The following is a 17,920-nucleotide window of genomic DNA, read 5'->3' on the forward strand; positions in this document are numbered from 1 at the left end:
TAGAGCTTAAGCGTTTTCGCGGACAGAGCGTTTAGCCAGGCCAAACACTACATGCGCAATCAGTGCGACCACCACCCAGAATGCAATCGCTTCGAGTTGTTTAGGGAAGTATTTCACTACACGTGGCACGAATTCGGCAAAGGTCGGGTCAGGGTAACGGCCACCAAAGAAGTAGAAGCCACCACTGGAGAACAGCTCCGCAATCGCAGAAGCGGCAACCACTACGCCAGTCAATTTAAACAGGCTGCTGAATGCCCAGGTCGTGTTGTCCTCCAGCCAGCGGCCAGCCAGCCACATGGTGCCGTAGGCAGGTAACAAAAAGCCGTAGGCAGGCGTCACACAAAAATTGCTCACGCCGCCCCAGGTCACGGCTGCCATATCCAGGCCAGCGCACAAAGCTAACAGGACAACAAACATGATGGTCGAGCGCAGGTAGTAACCGGCAATCAAAAACGCAGCGTAAGAAGCGCTAGGCAAAAAATCGATAGAAGCGAAATGATGACCGCGCGTCAGGATGACCACCAGTGCAATGACAAATGCGATTGCCAGAGATTGAGTTGAAATTTTACGTGGCATGCCAACGACTCCAAAAATAAGATTAATTACATAAGGTTAATGACTAGGGGTGAATTTTAGCCCAATTCGATCAGGCTTGGGCAAAATCCACCCTTATCGGGTTACTTCATGTCGTAGTTCAGGCTGACGAATACGTTGGTGCCCATGGTGTTGTAATCGACAGTGGATGACACAGCTGCCAATACATAGTTTTTATCCAGGATGTTGTTTGCACGTGCTTGTAAGCGCCAGCTTGGGTTGATTTGATAGGCCAACGTTGAGTTAAGCAAGGCATAGCCACCCAGTGGAATCCGATTGGCTGGATCATTGTAACGTTCAGCTGAGGCAGTTAACTCACTTGACCAATCCCAGGCGCCATTTTTGTATTGCACAATGAGGTTGCCATAGCGTTGTGCACGTCTGGCCAGCAGATTGTCCGTGGCATCTATACGCGGAGATTGTACCGTGAGGTTTGCTGTTACCAGCCACTGTTCTGCAATTGGCATACTGCCTTCTATCGTCACGCCTTGAACTTCAACCTTGCCGACATTGACAGCACAACCACTGGTGAAGCCAGCCGGACAGCCTGATGTCACTGTTTGAATAAAGTTACGAATATGGTTATCAAATACCGTGACTTTGGCTTGTAACTCTTGCCCTTGATAGCGCAGGCTGGCTTCAAGATTGTCTGCTTTCTCTGACGGTAAATCTGGATTACCAAATCTGTCAGCATACAATTGGTTGAAGGTAGGCGCCCTGAAAGATGAGCCATATTGAGCCGTCAATCGCCATGCGGGCGTGAATGCATAACCATAGCCAATGCCGCCAGTCGTATAGTTGCCAAACTGGCTATTATGATCTTCACGTAATGACAATTGAGTGCTGTGTGCGGCATAGTTGCCCACATAACCGAGTACAAACGCATCATTATTACGGCTTCTGTCTAGCGTACGTACACCCGTTGATTCAGTCTGCACATCTTGTTCCAGCCTGTCATAAGCAAAGGTGACTGTGCCATGTGTCAGACTGTAATCATGCTGCCAAGACAGTTGGCGCTGCTCTGTTTCGATATTGCTATTGCGGGTGGCACTGCTGACGCTGAAGGACTGGTCTCGACCAATGCTGTATTGTACTTTGCTGTTCCAGTGTTCGGTCAGTGCATTTTTTAGTGTTAGCCCATATCCTTGCTGATGTCGTTCCAAGTAGTTGCCAATGTAACCGCTGTCATATTGGTTTTTCCCCTTACTTTCCAGATATTGCAGGCCTAGAGAGTGGCCGGGTGAAAATTCGAGATCTGCGTATGCGGAGCCACTAAAGTTGTTGTATCCGTCACGATCTTTGTCTACGGTGGCAGTCGGGTTTTTTCTTGCGCTAATGCCGCGAGTGTCGTAATTGCTGACCTGCGCGCCAAACTTGACTGCTTGGTAAGCAGAGTCAAAGCCAGCATTGCCGCTGTAGGCATCATAACTCCCTGCGCCAAGGCTGCCGTAAACATGTGTTTTATTGCTTTGGCCGCGTTTGGTGAAAATCTGAATAATTCCACCAATGCCGTCAGAGCCATAAAGGCTCGAAGCCGGGCTGCGCACAATTTCAATGCGGTCAATCAACGCTAGCGGAATATTCTCAAAAGCGGTGGTGCCTGTGGTGCCAGAGTTCATGCGTACACCATCAACTAATACAATGAGCTGATTGTCGTTAGTGCCGCGCATGGCAATGTTACTGCTTGTCCCCATGCCGCCATTGGTATAGGTTTGTATCCCAGGTTGCAGTCTTAATAAGTCAGTTAAGGATCCACCACGTAGTCTATTGATTTCTTCTCGGTCAATGACAGTGACGTCGCCCGTGATTGTTTTTGTGGATTGTGGAGTTCTGCTGGAAGTGACCACGATTTCATCAAGTGAATTAATGTTGTCTGCGGCAAATAGGCTGCCAGATATACTTAAGATCAGCCCCATCAAGGGGAGGTGATTTTTGATTGTTATTTTCATTTGTGATTCTCGAATACAACCCTTCTACACCGAACTGGTCGGGTGAGAGGGTCGTATGACTAATTGATGTGATTGATTTAGAGGCTACTTAGGTTCGTAACGAATGTTCACGAACAGGTTGGCACCCGGGGTGTTGTAGGCAAAGCCAGTTGTTGCCGGGTTGCCATCCAATGCCAAACGGTAGTTTTTATCAAAAATGTTGTTGGCGCGTGCTTGTACAGTCCAGTCGCGATGGATTTTATATTGCGCAGTCATATTGAAAATAGTGTAACCACCCATGCGCAAAGTATTGGCAGAGTCGTTGTAGCGAGCAGAAGAAGTCACTAACTCCGTGCCAAAACGCCAGTCTTGTACCGTGTAGCCGAGGTTAAACTGGCCATGCCGATTAGCGCGACGCACCAGCATATTGTCGGTGGTATCGTCACGTGGTGACTGAATGTCGATGCTGCCGCCTATGTCCAAGCTCTCCCACCGCTGACTGGCTGCCAGGGTGACACCGCGTATCTTGGCTTTATTCAGGTTGGCCGGAACAAATGCACTATCTAGAATGATCAGGTCTCGAATTTTGTTTTCGTAGGCTGTCAGCGAGGCGCTGGATGTATCGTCGCGGTAGCGTAAGCTGGCTTCCACGTTGTCTGATTTCTCAGGTTTGAGATTCGGATTGCTGGTTGCGAAGCCAAAAGAGTCCGGAAAGAACAAGTCATTAAAAGTAGGTGCTTTGAATGCAGAGCCATAACTACCGGTAATACGCCAAGCGTTGTTAATGTTGTAACCATAGCCTAAGCCACCGGTCACATTGTTACCAAAGCTTGAGTTGTGATCTTCACGTGCGCTGGCTTGAATGGTATGTGCGCCTATATTCGCGACGTAGCTGGCAACGTAACCTTCATTAGTGCGCTTGGTATTGTTGTAAGCCGTCGTGGAGTTCACTTTGTCTTCCAGTTTGTCATACATCAGAGTTAATACGCCAACTGGCAGAGTAATATCGTTTTGCCAGTTCAATTGATCTTGTTTTGTTCTAAACAGGCTTCTGCTTTCGCTGGTAAATGGGCCGAGGGCTGCGTAATTGACAGACTCATCAAAGCCTTGGCTGATGCGTAAGGTGGAGTGCCAGTTGCTTGTTATCTGATTTTTACTAAACAGTGAGTAGGTGTGCTGTTCAATATCTGCATGGTCAGAAAAGGCCGGATTAAAGGCTGGGGATGTTGCATCAATATTAAACCGGTTGTCGTAGCGGGTTCTGCCTTTGCTGTGCATCAAGGTTAATCCGACTTCATGACCTTCTACAATGGTATGCGAGAGGCTACCAGTCACCGCCAAGTTGCGATAGCCATCGTTGTCGTTCAGGTTGGGGTTGCGGGTATCCAATGCGGAGAATCCGTTGGTTTTGTTCGCGGAAACATTCACTGCGTATGCAGTATCATTGTGTTTACCACGTAAACCAGCTTCTGCCAAAGTTGTATCGTAAGCGCCAAAGCCAAGGTTTGCATACGGGTTGAAACCATCGACACCTTTTTTCGTGAAAATCTGGATGACGCCACCAATCGCATCCTGCCCGTACAGGCTGGTCAGTGGCCCCCTGACGATTTCAATGCGATCAATCTGTTGAATAGGGATATTCTCAAATGTTGTTGTACCTGCTGTGGCCGACTGCACACGCACCCCATCAATTAACACCAAGGTATGGCCGGTGTTGGTACCACGCATGAAAATGCCTGATGTTTTGCCTGCGCCGCCGTTGTTGTTGATTTCAATGCCAGGCTGGCGTTGCAATAGCTCAATCAGTGAGCTTTGACCACCGCGCTTGATTTCTTCTGCCGTAATGACAGAAACATCAGCAATGACTGACTCTTGTTGTTGCGGTGTGCGTGTTGCAGTGACGATGACTTCGTCTAGTGTTGCATTGTCTGCAGCATAGGCGAGTTCGCTTAAAGAAAGGCCGATCAGGCCTTTAAGAATGACTTTTTTCATTATCTTATCCCTGTATCACATGCGTCCCCGCATGTGGGTTGTCTATCAATACCTGGAGTTAGGGATAATGAATAAAGGCCTTGCATTTTGAACTGCAAAGCCCGTACATAATCAGACACCGTCACCCCGCGGTATTGCAAATGGTTGGTTGCGAGGCCGGTCTCCGGGCTTGCAAGTTTTGATCTATCGCCTTCCCAAGCTTGCGCTCAGTGGCATATGGATAGACCCGCACTTGCTTACCGTTGCGGGGGCAGCACAGGCTTTGCGAATGGAGGTCCGCGCACCTGTTTCCCAGTTTCACCTTTGCTGCAGTTAATACAGCAAAGACACCTGACAACTGGGCAACAGTGTAGTCTAAAGTTGGCTTTTTTGCCAGTCGGCGTCTATTCAACAGGCATGCTGAATTTGTTAATTTACTTTGAAAAAATGCGCTTAGCTATTGACCACACTCATTTTTTTAAAAGATAATGGCCCGATGGATGCCGATTTAAAAAGTCTTGAAGAGCGTGTGACGAAGCTGATTGCTTTGTGCGGCCAGCTGCGTGACGAAAACGTGGAGTTGCGTCAGGAGGTCACACGGCTGCATCAGGAGTCGCAATCACTTAAAGTCAATATGACGCAAGCCAGTGTACAACTGGAGCGTTTGTTGTCGGCGTTGCCTGAGGAAGGTCGTTAGTCATGGCAAGTAATCCGATTGATATCGAAATTATGGGTCGCGCGCTCAGCGTGACTTGCACTGACGAAGAGCGTGACAGTTTGTTGCAGGCGGTTGGCTATCTTGATGGTAAAATGCGCGAAATTCGTGATGCTGGCAAAATGGTCAGCGTAGAGCGAATTGCGATTATGGCAGCACTCAATATTACCCATGAGTTGTTGAATACGCGCAGCGGCGGTGTGGATGTGGGCGATGTGAAAAAACGCATTTCAACCATGCAGCAGCAGATTGATGATGTATTATCCGGCCAGCATAAACTGTTGTAATCCGCTTCAATTCACAAAATTTTCATCGTCATTTTTACTAATTGGCGTATCATAAAAACGGTGTGCTAAGGCGTTGCCTGAGTCTAAAATTCCTTGAACTAGTCTTTGTTATAGGTTTCGGCTCATCAGGTGCTGTGCGATCGCACTAAGTTGGGTGGTCTTTTAAGGCTCCCTTGGCGTGTGAACCTAATGTACCTTAGGCTGTTACCACCTGAACTTTTTGGTTCAGGATCTCGGCTCAGGTAACCCCTTAGCACATCCTTCATTTTTCAGCGCAATGCGTGATACATCAGGTCGGCCAGGCTGACCACTTCCAGGCAACTTTCATCACAAGATTCCAAAATCACCGGCGGTGCATAGCCTGCTTCACTGGCATCTAACCAGCGTCTTGCACACAAGCACCAGCGATCGCCTGTTTTGAGGCCAGGAAATCCATATTCCGGCATGGGTGTCGATAAGTCATTACCTTGTGCCTGTGAGAAGGCCAGAAACTCATCTGTCATTTCCGCACACACGGTATGCCTGCCCAGGTCTTCAGGGTGAAATCCGCAACAACCATCACGCATAAAGCCGGTGATCGGGCGCATGCTGCAGGGGATGAGTAGGGTGCCAAGAACGTTTTTTGCCATGATTGTCAGCTGTACTGTAACTTGGTTTATGATACTGGCATTTGTTAGACATAAGAAGGTTTTCAGGCATGGCGCGTTACTGGTTGATGAAATCCGAGCCCTCGGATGTTTCGATTGATGATTTGGCAGGGTTCCCGAACCAGACGGTCGATTGGTATGGTGTACGTAATTATCAGGCGCGTAACTTTATGCGTGATCAGATGAAATTGGGCGATGGTGTGCTGTTTTACCACTCCAACTGTGATGCGCCTGGCATTGTCGGCATTTGTGAAGTCAGCCAGTTGGCTTATCCGGACAAGTTCCAGTTTGTCGAAGGCCATAAATATTTTGATCCAAAATCGACACCGGAAAATCCGCGCTGGGTGAATGTGGATGTCAAGCTGGTGCGCAAAACCCGCTTGCTGAGCTTGAAAGAAATGCGCGAGACGCCAGAGCTGGCTAATATGCGTACACTGCAAAAAGGCAACCGCTTGTCGATCACCCCCGTAGACCCCAAAGAGTGGGCGGTTATTTCGGCGTTGTTGGCTGAATAAGGGCTGGCTTGATGGACACCGTTAGTGTCTTGGTTTGCAGTATTCACGAAGCATTATTCAGATAGAGCAGGTTTATGAACAGACAGCGAAAACATGCCGTGTTGTATATTCTGGTTGCCGGATTTCTGATCGCTTTTGTCGGTGTCGTGCTGTTTGTGTGGATTTATTTTTCCAGCATGCGTGAGATGCATCAAACTACGCGCAAGCTCTACGAGCAGCCTTACGCTGTTGCCAATGCGGCATTAGCCTTGGAGTCAGATTTACACCAGATTCGTGGCAGTTTGCTTTATGCCAGCTTGATTCAGGCGGATCGGCAGCAACTGGCCACGACGGTGGCCTTGATTGAGGCGCGTGAGTCGTCAGCCCAACAAAAGATTGCGGCGATAGCGCGCAGTGATGCCAGCGACTCGCAGCATGTGGCGCAACTTAAACAAACGCTGGCTGCGTTGAATCAAGTGCGCGACCAGATTTTGCAGGCACTGAATACTACCCGCTATGCAGAGGCCAATCGCCTCATCGAAACACAGTGGTCAACCCGCTTTAGCGAGGTGGCACGCCTGAATGAACTGGTGCTTAAAACAGCCAATCAGCGCGCCACCCAATATGTGAGCGAAAGCCAGCAACGCCTGGAAAAGCATACGACGCATGGTTTGATGTATGCCGCATTATTACTGGGCTTGTTTTTGGTTGTTGGGGTATTTGTGGCCTGGCGGATTTATCAACTGCATATTGAGGCAGATAAGTTTGCGTTTACTGACTTTTTAACCGGTATCGCCAATCGTCGGCATTTTATCCACGAGCTGGAGTCAGAAATCCGGCGCAGTCAACGCTATGGCTCGGTGTTTGCGTTTGCCATGGTCGATATTGATCACTTTAAAAAAATCAACGATCAACATGGCCATCACGCGGGTGACCTTATTTTGCAGAACTTCTGCCTGCGTTGCGTGAATGCCTTGCGCACCAGTGATATGGTCGGCCGTCTTGGTGGCGAGGAGTTTGGCATTTTGATGCCGATGACAGACTTGCACGAAGCCGCGCGCGTGATTGAGCGCCTGCGCTCAGAAATAGACCACAGCGTGATGAGTGATCATGGCGAGCATATCCACTACACAGCCTCATTCGGGCTGGTGTCTACTTCACAGCTCAGTGATCAACAAGGCTTGGCGCATCTGATGAAAATGGCCGACGCCGCCCTCTATGCGGCTAAACAGCAAGGCCGTAACCGCGTCTTTCTCGCTAATCACTAAATTTTACTGGCCTGAAGGGAATTTTGGGCCGCCTGCATGGTCATCTTTGGCCATGAGTGAGCCTCTTTTTAATGTTGGGCGACGAAGCTGGATCGCCGGTGCGGTCGCGTCTTTGCTGGCGTCTTGCCGGCCCATTAAAGTGCTTAACGCCGTGATTCCAACGGATGGCATGCAGATCACACGCAATATTGCGTTTGGCCCACATCCCAGGCAGCGGTTCGATATTTATCAGCCGCGCCAACCGGGCGCCAGCCCGTTGCCGGTCGTGGTGTTTTTTTACGGCGGTAGCTGGGACTCTGGTGCCAAGCAAGACTATCTATTTGTGGCCGAGGCGTTAACCGCACAGGGCCTGATTGTCGTCATCGCTGATTATCGTCTTTATCCCGAGTTGAAGTTTCCACAACTGATGCAAGATCCGGCATTGGTGGTGGGCTGGGTCAGGCAGCATATTGCGGATTATCAGGGGGCGCCAACCCGTTTGTTTTTAATGGGGCATTCCGCCGGTGCACATTTGGCCATGATGCTTTCGTTAAATGCGGAGTACTTGTCTGCGGTCGGGCTGGAAACCAGCGCGATTCGCGGTAGCATAGGCTTGGCGGGCCCTTACGATTTCCTGCCCCTCACCTCCGACCGGTTGCGTGCTATTTTTGCGCCGCCCGAGCAAGCATGGATGTCTCAACCGGTTCGATTTGTCAGCGGCCAGCAACCGCCGTTGTTGCTGATGACAGGCTTGAAAGACCGCGATGTCTGGCCCAGAAATGCAATCAATCTGGCACAGGCCGTGCAGGCCAAGGGTGGAGACGTTGTCTTGAAAACCTACTCTGATTACGACCATGCTGATCTGGTCGCCAAGCTTGCCCGGCCGTTCCGTCGCCATAGCCCTTTACTAACAGACATCATGACCTGGATGCACCATCATGGCGCTTGAGCCATTACATGTGGTGTGGTTTAAGCGTGACCTGCGTGTAAAAGACCACGCAGCGTTTGCCGCCGCCTGTGCCGCTGGCAAGGTGCTGCCGATGTTTGTCTGGGCGCCACAAGTGTGGGCGGCAGACGATGCCAGTTTCAGTCAGGCCATGTTTGTGCGTGAGTGCCTGCAAGCACTCGCGGCAGCACTACAGACCTTAGGCCTGCAATTGCATGTGTATCATCATGACCCATTGCTGTTATTAAAACGCTTGCATGAAAAGTATGGCGTGGCCGGGCTATATAGCCATGAAGAAACCGGTAATGACCTGACGTTTCAAATCGATAAGCAAGTGCAGGCCTGGTGTAGGCAACAGAGCATTGTCTGGCAGGAGTGGGCGCAAAATGGCGTGGTGAGAAGGTTGGCCGATCGCCAGCAGTGGCAGTCGCAATGGGAGCGACGCATGCAACAGCCGTTGGTGGCTTTACCCGCGCACTGCGTAGGCGCGCAATTGCCTCACCACGGTTTGGAGCAGTTGCCCAAGGTCGCGGGCATTGAGCAATCTAAACGCCAAATCGGCGGCCTGGGGCGTGCTGAGGCCATGATGTCCGGGTTTTTACAGCAGCGTGTACAGCGTTACCAGGGCGGACTTTCCAGTCCGCTCAGTGCGTCGCAAGCCTGTAGCCGGTTGTCTCCCTACCTCGCCTGGGGCGCGCTCAGTTTACGCATGTTGGTGCAGGCAACGCGGGCCAGCGCGCAAGCGGCTGAACATGCGAATTTGCGCCGAAATCTGCATGGCTTTGAGAGTCGTTTGCACTGGCATTGCCATTTTATGCAAAAGCTAGAAAGCGAGCCGGGCATTGAGTTTGACAGTTTTTACCCTGGTTTTGACGCCTTGCAAGGCGCGTTAGCCGACGCGGATCGGTCGGTCAGGCTGCAGGCCTGGCAGACGGGTCAAACCGGTTGGCCGCTGGTCGATGCCTGTATGGAAATGCTCAATCAAACTGGCTGGCTCAATTTTCGTATGCGGGCCATGCTGATGAGTACGGCCAGTTATTTATTACGCCTGCCCTGGCGACAGAGTGGCTTGCATCTGGCGCGTACGTTTATTGATTATGAGCCGGGGATTCATTGGCCGCAGGTGCAAATGCAATCCGGCACCACCGGCATGAATACTTTGCGCATCTATCACCCGGTCAAGCAGGCATTGGTGCAGGACCCCACTGGGCGTTTTGTCCGCCAGTGGCTGCCTGCCTTGCGCGCCGTGCCTGATAGCTGGATTTTTGAACCCTGGCACATGCCTGCCGAGTTGCAGTTGCGCACTGGCTGCGTGATCGGCGGGGATTATCCTGCACCCATGGTGGATATTGCTGCTGCCATGCAGCTTGCCAAACAAGACTGGTTTGCCGTGCGCCAGCAAATACCGCCAGAGGACATGCAAGCCATGTTGCAGCGGCATGCCTCCCGGCGGTCACGCCATTTCCCCAAGGTGGCGCGAGGCATGCGTCGCAAACGCGATTCAATTATCGTCCCGCAGCGCGAAATCCAGCTCACTCTCGAGCTTTAAACCACACGCAGTCAATCCCATCCGTGCAACGCCTTTTCCTGGGGCGTGCGTCTGTTTGCTCGCACTATTTTGGTGCTCTTTGATGGTGTGGCTGTATCCGCATGCGTTGTCGTGCATGGTTTATCAGGCCTGTCGATGCTTGATATTGCGCTGTTTTTGTCCGTAAAAAATTAACTATCTAATTGATTATTAATGACTATTTTGAATTATTTTGCAAATAGTCTTGGTCTTGCTCTATCTCTTTGCACCGGATGAATGCAGCGGTGCTCAGGTTGGAATATGTCTTGCTAAATTAAACCTGACAGGCTTTCCAGTGAATTACCGGCAAGCGGGTAACACCTCCCACTTGCCGCCATAGATTGGAGCACGACATGACAAAATTATTGATCGGATTATGGTTAGGTTGCATGAGCGCATCGCTTATGGCGGAACCGGCAGAGGCACTGGTACATGATTTAAACAGTCGCGTGCTGCGCGTGCAAGTCGGTTTAAAAAACGGTCAATATGGTTTGGGTTCAGGCGTGGTCGTCGCTGAAAACCAGGTGGTGACTAACTGCCACGTGGTCTCCAATGCCAGCAGTATCAGCGTCGTCAGTGGCGGTGCAGCCTATCATGCGGTCGGCGTGAAAGCTGACTGGGAGCATGATGTGTGCATGTTGCAAATGGAAGATTTGCCACTGTCCCCGGTGACCATGAAATCCAGCCGTGAACTCAAGTATGAACAACCCGTGTTCACCATCGGTTACCCTAGCTTTGTCGCCGCGCCAGTGAGCACCAGCGGCGTGGTGAAGGGGTTGTTTACCATGGATGATTCTGTGATTGTGCGGGCGACCAGCAGCTTTAGACAAGGGGCCAGCGGTGGTGGCCTGTTTGATGACAGCGGTGCGCTGGTGGGATTGATTACCCTCAAGAGCCCAGGCAAAGATGCGTATTACTACTACATGTCCGTGGACTGGGTGCAAGCCCTGATCAGCAAACCCGCTGGCCCGATTGTGGTGAAAAGTGAATTGCCTTTCTGGGGTAAACCTGCCGCCCAATGGCCATACTTCATGAAAGTGGTGTTTCCTTATCTGCACAAGGACTGGCAAGGCCTGAAAGTGATTGCTGAACAATGGACAGCAAAAGAGCCACAAAACACCGAAGCCTGGTTTTACCTGGCAGCGGCTGAATATGAAACCAAAGACTTAACCATGGCAGAGCAGCATCTGCACCGCGTGCTGAGTATGAACGACCAACATAGCCAGGCGTTTTACTATCTGGGCATGATTGCTGAAGCGAGTGGCAAACATGGTGAGGCGATGGCTAGCGTGGATGCCTTGAAGCAACTGGATGCAGAAGCGGCTGAAGCGCTGACAGTGGCAATGAAGAGTCTGCCTTAAGCAGATAGCGGCAAAAGAAAAATAGCCCAATAAAAAAGCGCCCAACCGGGCGCTTTTTTATTTAAATCTGGTGTGTAATCGCTTATGCCACTGCCATGTCCAACTCTTCTACATGGTAGTAATGTTCATCATCCCACAGGGTGAAATCTTGTGCGGTGTAAATCGCTTCCTGAAAATGATGAAAGGTTGCGATGCAATGATTCTCTTCGTCCATCACTTGATACATTGTCATACGAGCCACCTTTCCTGATATTGGTTGTCTGTGTATTGCCGTGATGACATCATGGCACAGGTGTATGACGCTGATTTTGCAGAGCAGCAGGGTGTATTAGGCCTAATTTGAGTGATGGCCTTTTCAGGCCTGCAGAGTACTTATTTACGTGGGATTTAGGCCGCTGTTTCACGCTTGGGCGCGGCTGCTTTTTTGTAAAATGCCCGGGTTGGCGTATAATCCGCAACTTCTGAGGAACGCTGCGAGAGTCATCTGACTCCCAGGCTCAGAGCATTTGCTGCAAAGCATCTCAACGGCGTTCACTTTTCACTGTGCGAGCACGGAAAAAAGGTGAACAAACGTTTCCACCGGTTCTTAGAACTTTTCCTGCTCAGTTTTCATCTTTTTAAGGATTTGAAACATGAATACTGTAGCTGATATCAAAGATTACATCGTGGCCGATATGGGCCTGGCCGATTGGGGTCGCAAGGAAATTGCGATTGCCGAAACTGAAATGCCAGGTTTGATGGCGATTCGCGAAGAATATGCTGCTCAACAACCACTGAAGGGCGCGCGTATTACCGGCTCTTTGCATATGACCATCCAGACCGCCGTGTTAATTGAAACACTGAAAGACCTGGGTGCCGATGTGCGTTGGGCATCCTGTAATATTTTCTCTACTCAAGACCACGCTGCTGCTGCGATTGCGGCGACGGGCACTGCCGTATTTGCCGTCAAAGGCGAAACGCTGGAAGAGTACTGGGATTACACCCACCGCATTTTTGAATGGGCCGACGGCGGCTATTCCAACATGATTCTGGACGATGGTGGCGATGCCACTTTGTTGCTGCATTTGGGTAGCCGTGCCGAGAAGGATTTGTCCGTGGTGGCTAATCCGACCTCTGAAGAAGAAATTTGTCTGTTCAACGCGATTAAAGCCAAGCTGAAAACCAATCCAAACTGGTACTCCGTCCGTTTGGCGGCGATTAAAGGCGTGACCGAAGAAACCACCACCGGCGTGCATAGACTGTATCAGATGCACAAAGAGGGCAAACTGGCTTTCCCGGCGATTAACGTCAATGACTCTGTGACCAAATCAAAGTTTGACAACCTGTATGGCTGCCGTGAATCATTGGTTGACGGTATCAAGCGCGCAACTGACGTGATGATTGCCGGCAAGATTGCCGTGGTCGCCGGTTACGGTGACGTGGGTAAAGGCTCTGCACAAGCATTGCGTGCCTTGTCTGCCCAAGTGTGGGTGACTGAAATTGACCCGATTTGCGCCCTGCAAGCGGCGATGGAAGGCTACCGCGTGGTGACCATGGATTACGCCGCGGAGCATGCGGATATTTTCGTCACGGCGACCGGTAACTACCATGTGATTACGCATGACCATATGGCCAAAATGAAAGACCAGGCCATCGTCTGTAACATCGGCCACTTCGACAACGAAATCGACGTTGCTGGCATTGAAAAATACCAGTGGGAAGAGATCAAGCCACAAGTGGATCATGTGATTTTCCCGGATGGCAAACGTATCATCCTGCTGGCCAAAGGCCGTTTGGTGAACCTGGGTTGCGGCACTGGCCATCCAAGCTATGTGATGAGCTCCAGCTTTGCTAACCAGACCATTGCGCAGATTGAGCTGTTTACGCAAACCGACAAGTATCCGGTGGGCGTCTACACCTTGCCTAAGCATCTGGATGAAAAAGTGGCCATCTTGCAGTTGAAAAAACTCAACGCGCAATTGACCACGCTGACAGACGCGCAAGCGGCCTACATCGGCGTGAGCAAAAATGGCCCATACAAGCCAGACCATTATCGTTACTAAGCTGTTTGCATAAACCCCAAATCTGCGTCAGATGTGCTGGCGCGGGTTTGGGTGTACACTCTGCCCATGTGTATCATGGGGAATCAGCATGTTTAAACTGTTGGTCGTATGGGTGTTAAATGCCTTGGCACTGATGGCAGTGGCTTATCTGGTGCCAGGCATTCATGTCGCGAATTTTACGGCTGCCTTGCTGGCGGCAGTAGTGATTGGTTTTGCCAATGTGCTGGTCAAACCGATATTGGTAATTTTAACGTTGCCGATCACCTTGCTGACACTGGGGCTGTTTTTACTGGTGATTAATGGCTTGCTGTTCTGGCTTGTCGGTCACCTGTTGCAAGGTTTCTCGGTGAATAGTGTGCTGACCGGTGTGATTGGTGCGCTGGTGTATAGCGTGATTGCATGGATATTGAGCGCGATTGTGCTAAATGAAAAAGACTAAGCCTAAGCCTTGGTCGCGCAACATAAATAAAAGATGAAACAAGTGAATCCTAAAACCTCTTACAGTTTTGAGTTCTTCCCGCCTAAAACAGCGGAAGGCATGGCAAATCTGCGCAACGTGCGTGATGAGTTGGCCGCGTTTTCACCAGAGTTTTTCTCGGTGACCTTTGGTGCAGGTGGCTCTACGCGTGACCGCACCATGGAAAGTGTGCTTGAGATCCAGGCCGCAGGCCATGGCGCCGCGCCGCATATTTCCTGTATTTCTTCGAGTAAAGAAGAAATCCGCGAGTTGTTACAAACGTATCAAAGCAAAGGCATCAAGCGTTTGGTGACCTTGCGTGGCGATATTCCTTCAGGTGAAGTGAGCGCAGGTGATTTTAAATACGCTAATGAGCTGGTGAGCTTTATCCGCGCCGAAACCGGTGACTGGTTTCACCTTGAAGTGGCGGCCTACCCTGAGTTTCACCCAGAAGCGGGTTCTGCGCAAAAAGACCTCGACAACTTCAAGCGTAAAATCGATGCGGGGGCAGACTCTGCCATCACGCAGTATTTTTACAATGTGGATGCGTATTTCCGCTTTGTTGAGGCTGCGCAAAAGCTGGGTGTGACCGCGCCGATTATTCCGGGCATCATGCCTATCTATAATTACACACAGCTGGCTCGATTCTCCAATGTGTGTGGTGCCGAGATTCCGCGCTGGCTGCGCCTGCGTTTAGAGGCTTATGGCGATGATCTCGCGTCCTTGCGTGCGTTTGGTGCCGATGTTGTCACGGATATTTGTGCCAGGCTGATTGCTGCGGGCGTGGATAAAATGCATTTTTATACGCTGAACCAGGCTGGGATTATTGGCCAGATTATTCGGCAACTATGATGCGATCAAACAAAAAAGCGCGACCTGTATAGGCCGCGCTTTTTTTACGCTGAAGATTTACTGCAGTGAAAGTCCTTGCGGGTTAAACAAGGCGTCTTCAACAAACAGGTAGTCCTGTTTACGTGTTTCATCCCACAGCACCATCATGGTGATCCAGCGGATATCCTCCATGCTCAGTGTTTCCTGCGGTAGCACCATGGCGCGATCCACAATCAAGTCACGCTCATAGGCGGTGATGATGTCACTGCGTTGCAACAGGGTGAGAAAGTTCAAGCTCTCGTCATTGATTTTGCTACGCTCCATCTCGCAAAAAATGCGGATGGCTGCCGGGTCGTGCAGATATTGCGGTTGTTGTACCGAGCGGCGCAGGTCTTTAACCCAGTCTACCGCATGTAAAATGTCCTGATGATTAAATCCTGCCTGGGATAACTCGTAGGCCATGATGGTTTCGTCGGTTTCTTTCAACTCGAGCGCATCATGTTTATCCCAGTAATTTTGATAAATAAATATCAATACTTCCAACATGTATATAGTCTCCTCAAACACGCTGTTGCATAGACAGCGCTGTTGGGGTGGGCCTAGCTTGATCTTTAAGCGAGTCGCTGGAACTGACCGCTGGCGAGATGGCTGACAACACCTTCTAATTCAAGTAGTGTTAGCATGGTGGAAACTTGTTCGGGCGTCAAGCCTGAGCGGGCTGAGATCTGTTCTGCAAACAGGGGGTCAAATCCCATGCAAACCAAGACAGGGCTTGCTTCGGCGGGTAAATTAGTCCAATCGGGTGATGGCCCGTTCGGGCTAATCGCCAACGCCTGGTTTGATCGGCGGATGTGCCGTAATTCACTCAAAATGTCTTCGGTCGATTCGACCAGTTTTGCGCCCTGCTTAATCAGTGCGTGGCAACCTTTGGCCACCGGTGAGTGAATCGAGCCTGGAATGGCAAACACTTCGCGCCCTTGTTCGATGGCTTGTTTGGCCGTGATTAACGAGCCACTATCAATATTGGCCTCTACCACCAGGCAGCCTTCAGATAAGCCGCTGATAATGCGGTTGCGCCGCGGAAAGTTATGCGTGAGTGAGGGTGTACCCAGCGGGTATTCGGAGAGAATCAGCCCGTATTGCGCAATCTGGTGCGCCAATGCCTTGTGCCTGGCCGGGTACACAATATCCAGCCCGGTGCCGACCACGGCAATGGTGGCACCATCTGCTTTCAGCGCACCCCGGTGCGCGGCGCCATCAATGCCCAGCGCCAGGCCACTCACCACCGCAAATCCGGCACGGCATAAGCTTTCGGCAAAGTTCTCGGCCGTGGCTTCGCCTTGTGGTGTGGCATGACGGCTACCGACAATGGCAAGGCCAGGGCGTTTAAGTGTTTGCAGGTTGCCTTTGGCGTATAGCACTGGCGGCGGTTGGTCTGTATCCAGCAGGCGTTGCGGATAATACGCATCCCCCAAAGTGATCAGGTGGTTGTCAGTTTGCGCCAGCCAGGTCAGTGTTTGCGCGATATGCGGGTCGTCCATGGCGCGCTGGATGCCGTCCGCGACCTCTTTGCTGACCAGATCGCGCAGTGCTGAGTAGGGAGCCGCCAGAATAGCTTCGGGCGTTTTAAACTGGAGTAATAGCTGGCAGTAGGTGACGCTGCCCAGCCCGTCGACCAGGCTGAGCGCAATCCATGGGGCGTTTTGTTCAGTGGTGGCGTTGACCATGTAGTGTGTCGGTCATGGTGTACGCACCACATCTTCTGTGTGTATCGGTTGTGATGCTTGCATCACCAGCGCGTAAGAGAGTTTGGCAAAGGTCTTGAATACCATGACCAGGCCAACCGGTTCGTCTGGAAGCTCGATAGTGACCGGATGTTTAGGATCGGATTCAGGGTCAATCATCCTTGCCCCTTTGCGCAGTACGGATAATACGTGACCACGCTCCAGGCCTTGTTCTTCGCCGCGGTTGAGTACTACCACGCGACCATAGCCAGTTTCGTTAATGCCCTCACTTACGCGTGCAATCTGGCCCTGGATTTGTGCCTCTGGTGCATGTGGAATATACGACGGGCTGAGCTCATCCTCCAGCGCAATCAGCTTGTCTTTCACCGCAATTTCTTCTTTGGCCTGCGTCACCGTCAAGGTGGCTGGCTGGCCCGGGCGTAACAGCCTGGCTTCTCCCAGGTAATGTGCTTCATTGCCCAGGATTTCGCCGTTCTCAGGATTTTTAACCGGCTCGCCTTCGCGGTAAATCGCCCAGGCACTTCTGGTCGATTCCGGCAGGTTCTGTACATAAATATGTGTGCCCGGGCTGAGTATCTCGCGTTCTTCCTGTGCGGCAATAATTCTCGGTGCTGCTTTTAGGTCTTCCGGCGAAATCAGCATGGGTTTGGTTAAAAATGGCAGGATCGTGTTCGGCTGTATCGCTGGAATCGCATCGCCTTTAATCGGCGTCACAATCACGCCGGGTTCCAGCGTTACCGATTCACGCACCAGTTTCAATACCGGTTTGCCACTACTGGTGTCGAGTACAATCACATCGCCGGGGTAAATCCAGTGTGGGTTTTTAATGCGCTCGCGGTTGAGTTGCCAGATTTGTGGCCATTGCCAGGGGTTTTTGAGGAACTTGGCCGAAATGTCCCACAGGGTGTCGCCTTTGACCACCACATGGCGGTCAGGATGTTGTGCACGCAAGGGAATTTCTTCGGCATGTACCAACAAGCTGCTACAAGCCAGTGCAAGCGAGGTTATAATTTGAACAATTTTGGTCATGTGGCGTCTCTGTAATATGCAGTGCAAAAGAGGGGCAGCATCAATGGGGCGCACCATCT

Annotated in this window: 18 protein-coding genes and 2 riboswitches; of the genes, 10 read left to right on the forward strand and 8 right to left on the reverse strand. The window is 51.0% G+C overall.

Going from position 1 to position 17,920, the window contains the following annotated elements; translation table 11 throughout:
- Positions 1 to 6: 6 nt before the first annotated feature.
- From INP78_RS00370 to INP78_RS00380, 3 genes are all read right to left on the reverse strand, one after another.
- Positions 7 to 576, reverse strand: coding sequence for a hypothetical protein (locus tag INP78_RS00370; RefSeq protein WP_194740278.1), 570 nt, complete (start codon positions 574 to 576; stop codon positions 7 to 9).
- 101 nt (positions 577 to 677) lie between these two features.
- Positions 678 to 2,543 carry a TonB-dependent receptor gene (locus INP78_RS00375; protein WP_194740279.1) on the reverse strand — a complete coding sequence of 622 codons (1,866 nt, stop codon included), beginning with the start codon at positions 2,541 to 2,543 and terminating at the stop codon, positions 678 to 680.
- 84 nt (positions 2,544 to 2,627) lie between these two features.
- Positions 2,628 to 4,514, reverse strand: a complete 1,887-nt coding sequence (locus INP78_RS00380; RefSeq protein WP_194740280.1) for a TonB-dependent receptor — start codon at positions 4,512 to 4,514, stop codon at positions 2,628 to 2,630.
- Between the two features lie 136 nt (positions 4,515 to 4,650).
- Positions 4,651 to 4,863, reverse strand: a riboswitch (cobalamin riboswitch).
- Positions 4,864 to 4,953: 90 nt separating this feature from the next.
- Between INP78_RS00380 and INP78_RS00385 the strand changes: the two genes are divergently transcribed.
- Both INP78_RS00385 and INP78_RS00390 read left to right on the forward strand, forming a co-directional pair.
- Positions 4,954 to 5,190 (forward strand): hypothetical protein, encoded by a 237-nt coding sequence (locus tag INP78_RS00385; protein WP_194740281.1) that lies wholly within the window; start codon positions 4,954 to 4,956, stop codon positions 5,188 to 5,190.
- A 2-nt stretch (positions 5,191 to 5,192) separates the two neighbouring features.
- Positions 5,193 to 5,495, forward strand: a complete 303-nt coding sequence (locus INP78_RS00390; protein ID WP_194740282.1) for a cell division protein ZapA — start codon at positions 5,193 to 5,195, stop codon at positions 5,493 to 5,495.
- A 269-nt stretch (positions 5,496 to 5,764) separates the two neighbouring features.
- Here INP78_RS00390 and INP78_RS00395 read toward each other — a convergent pair whose 3' ends face one another.
- Entirely contained in the window at positions 5,765 to 6,124 is a 360-nt protein-coding gene (locus tag INP78_RS00395) for a DUF2237 family protein (RefSeq protein ID WP_194740283.1), read from the reverse strand.
- Positions 6,125 to 6,192: 68 nt separating this feature from the next.
- Between INP78_RS00395 and INP78_RS00400 the strand changes: the two genes are divergently transcribed.
- The 5 genes from INP78_RS00400 (at position 6,193) to INP78_RS00420 (ending at position 11,757) form a co-directional block, all read left to right on the forward strand.
- Positions 6,193 to 6,657 carry an EVE domain-containing protein gene (locus INP78_RS00400; RefSeq protein WP_194740284.1) on the forward strand — a complete coding sequence of 155 codons (465 nt, stop codon included), beginning with the start codon at positions 6,193 to 6,195 and terminating at the stop codon, positions 6,655 to 6,657.
- 74 nt (positions 6,658 to 6,731) lie between these two features.
- On the forward strand, positions 6,732 to 7,904 hold the full coding sequence (locus tag INP78_RS00405) for a diguanylate cyclase (protein ID WP_194740285.1): 1,173 nt from the start codon (positions 6,732 to 6,734) through the stop codon (positions 7,902 to 7,904).
- Positions 7,905 to 7,956: 52 nt separating this feature from the next.
- Positions 7,957 to 8,832, forward strand: a complete 876-nt coding sequence (locus INP78_RS00410; protein WP_194740286.1) for an alpha/beta hydrolase — start codon at positions 7,957 to 7,959, stop codon at positions 8,830 to 8,832.
- Entirely contained in the window at positions 8,822 to 10,378 is a 1,557-nt protein-coding gene (locus tag INP78_RS00415; protein ID WP_194740287.1) for a cryptochrome/deoxyribodipyrimidine photo-lyase family protein, read from the forward strand. The genes INP78_RS00410 and INP78_RS00415 overlap by 11 nt, the downstream gene beginning before the upstream one ends.
- Positions 10,379 to 10,749: 371 nt before the next feature.
- Positions 10,750 to 11,757 carry a serine protease gene (locus INP78_RS00420; RefSeq protein WP_228522573.1) on the forward strand — a complete coding sequence of 336 codons (1,008 nt, stop codon included), beginning with the start codon at positions 10,750 to 10,752 and terminating at the stop codon, positions 11,755 to 11,757.
- A gap of 82 nt (positions 11,758 to 11,839) precedes the next feature.
- On the opposite strand, the gene INP78_RS00425 is transcribed toward INP78_RS00420, so the two are convergent.
- Entirely contained in the window at positions 11,840 to 11,989 is a 150-nt protein-coding gene (locus INP78_RS00425) for a hypothetical protein (protein ID WP_154650038.1), read from the reverse strand.
- A gap of 225 nt (positions 11,990 to 12,214) precedes the next feature.
- Positions 12,215 to 12,297: riboswitch (S-adenosyl-L-homocysteine riboswitch) on the forward strand.
- 92 nt (positions 12,298 to 12,389) lie between these two features.
- On the opposite strand from INP78_RS00425, the gene ahcY reads away from it, so the two are divergent.
- From ahcY to metF, 3 genes are all read left to right on the forward strand, one after another.
- Positions 12,390 to 13,799 carry an adenosylhomocysteinase gene (ahcY, locus tag INP78_RS00430; RefSeq protein ID WP_194740288.1) on the forward strand — a complete coding sequence of 470 codons (1,410 nt, stop codon included), beginning with the start codon at positions 12,390 to 12,392 and terminating at the stop codon, positions 13,797 to 13,799.
- Positions 13,800 to 13,887: 88 nt separating this feature from the next.
- Positions 13,888 to 14,238: a phage holin family protein gene (locus tag INP78_RS00435; RefSeq protein WP_194740289.1), complete on the forward strand. Its 351-nt coding sequence runs from the start codon at positions 13,888 to 13,890 to the stop codon at positions 14,236 to 14,238.
- Positions 14,239 to 14,271: 33 nt separating this feature from the next.
- Positions 14,272 to 15,108 (forward strand): methylenetetrahydrofolate reductase [NAD(P)H], encoded by an 837-nt coding sequence (gene metF / locus INP78_RS00440; protein ID WP_194740290.1) that lies wholly within the window; start codon positions 14,272 to 14,274, stop codon positions 15,106 to 15,108.
- Between the two features lie 57 nt (positions 15,109 to 15,165).
- Here metF and INP78_RS00445 read toward each other — a convergent pair whose 3' ends face one another.
- The 3 genes from INP78_RS00445 to INP78_RS00455 form a co-directional block, all read right to left on the reverse strand.
- The gene (locus INP78_RS00445) at positions 15,166 to 15,633 is read right to left on the reverse strand and encodes a DUF494 family protein (protein WP_194740291.1); all 468 of its coding nucleotides are present in this window, start codon (positions 15,631 to 15,633) and stop codon (positions 15,166 to 15,168) included.
- 65 nt (positions 15,634 to 15,698) lie between these two features.
- Positions 15,699 to 16,814 carry a DNA-processing protein DprA gene (gene dprA, locus INP78_RS00450; protein ID WP_194740292.1) on the reverse strand — a complete coding sequence of 372 codons (1,116 nt, stop codon included), beginning with the start codon at positions 16,812 to 16,814 and terminating at the stop codon, positions 15,699 to 15,701.
- Between the two features lie 12 nt (positions 16,815 to 16,826).
- Complete coding sequence (locus tag INP78_RS00455; RefSeq protein ID WP_194740293.1) at positions 16,827 to 17,861, reverse strand: LysM peptidoglycan-binding domain-containing protein; 1,035 nt, start codon at positions 17,859 to 17,861, stop codon at positions 16,827 to 16,829.
- Positions 17,862 to 17,920 lie beyond the last annotated feature (59 nt).

Origin of the sequence: Methylophilus sp. 14 (genome assembly GCF_015354345.1) — a bacterium.
Classification (GTDB): Bacteria; Pseudomonadota; Gammaproteobacteria; order Burkholderiales; family Methylophilaceae; genus Methylophilus.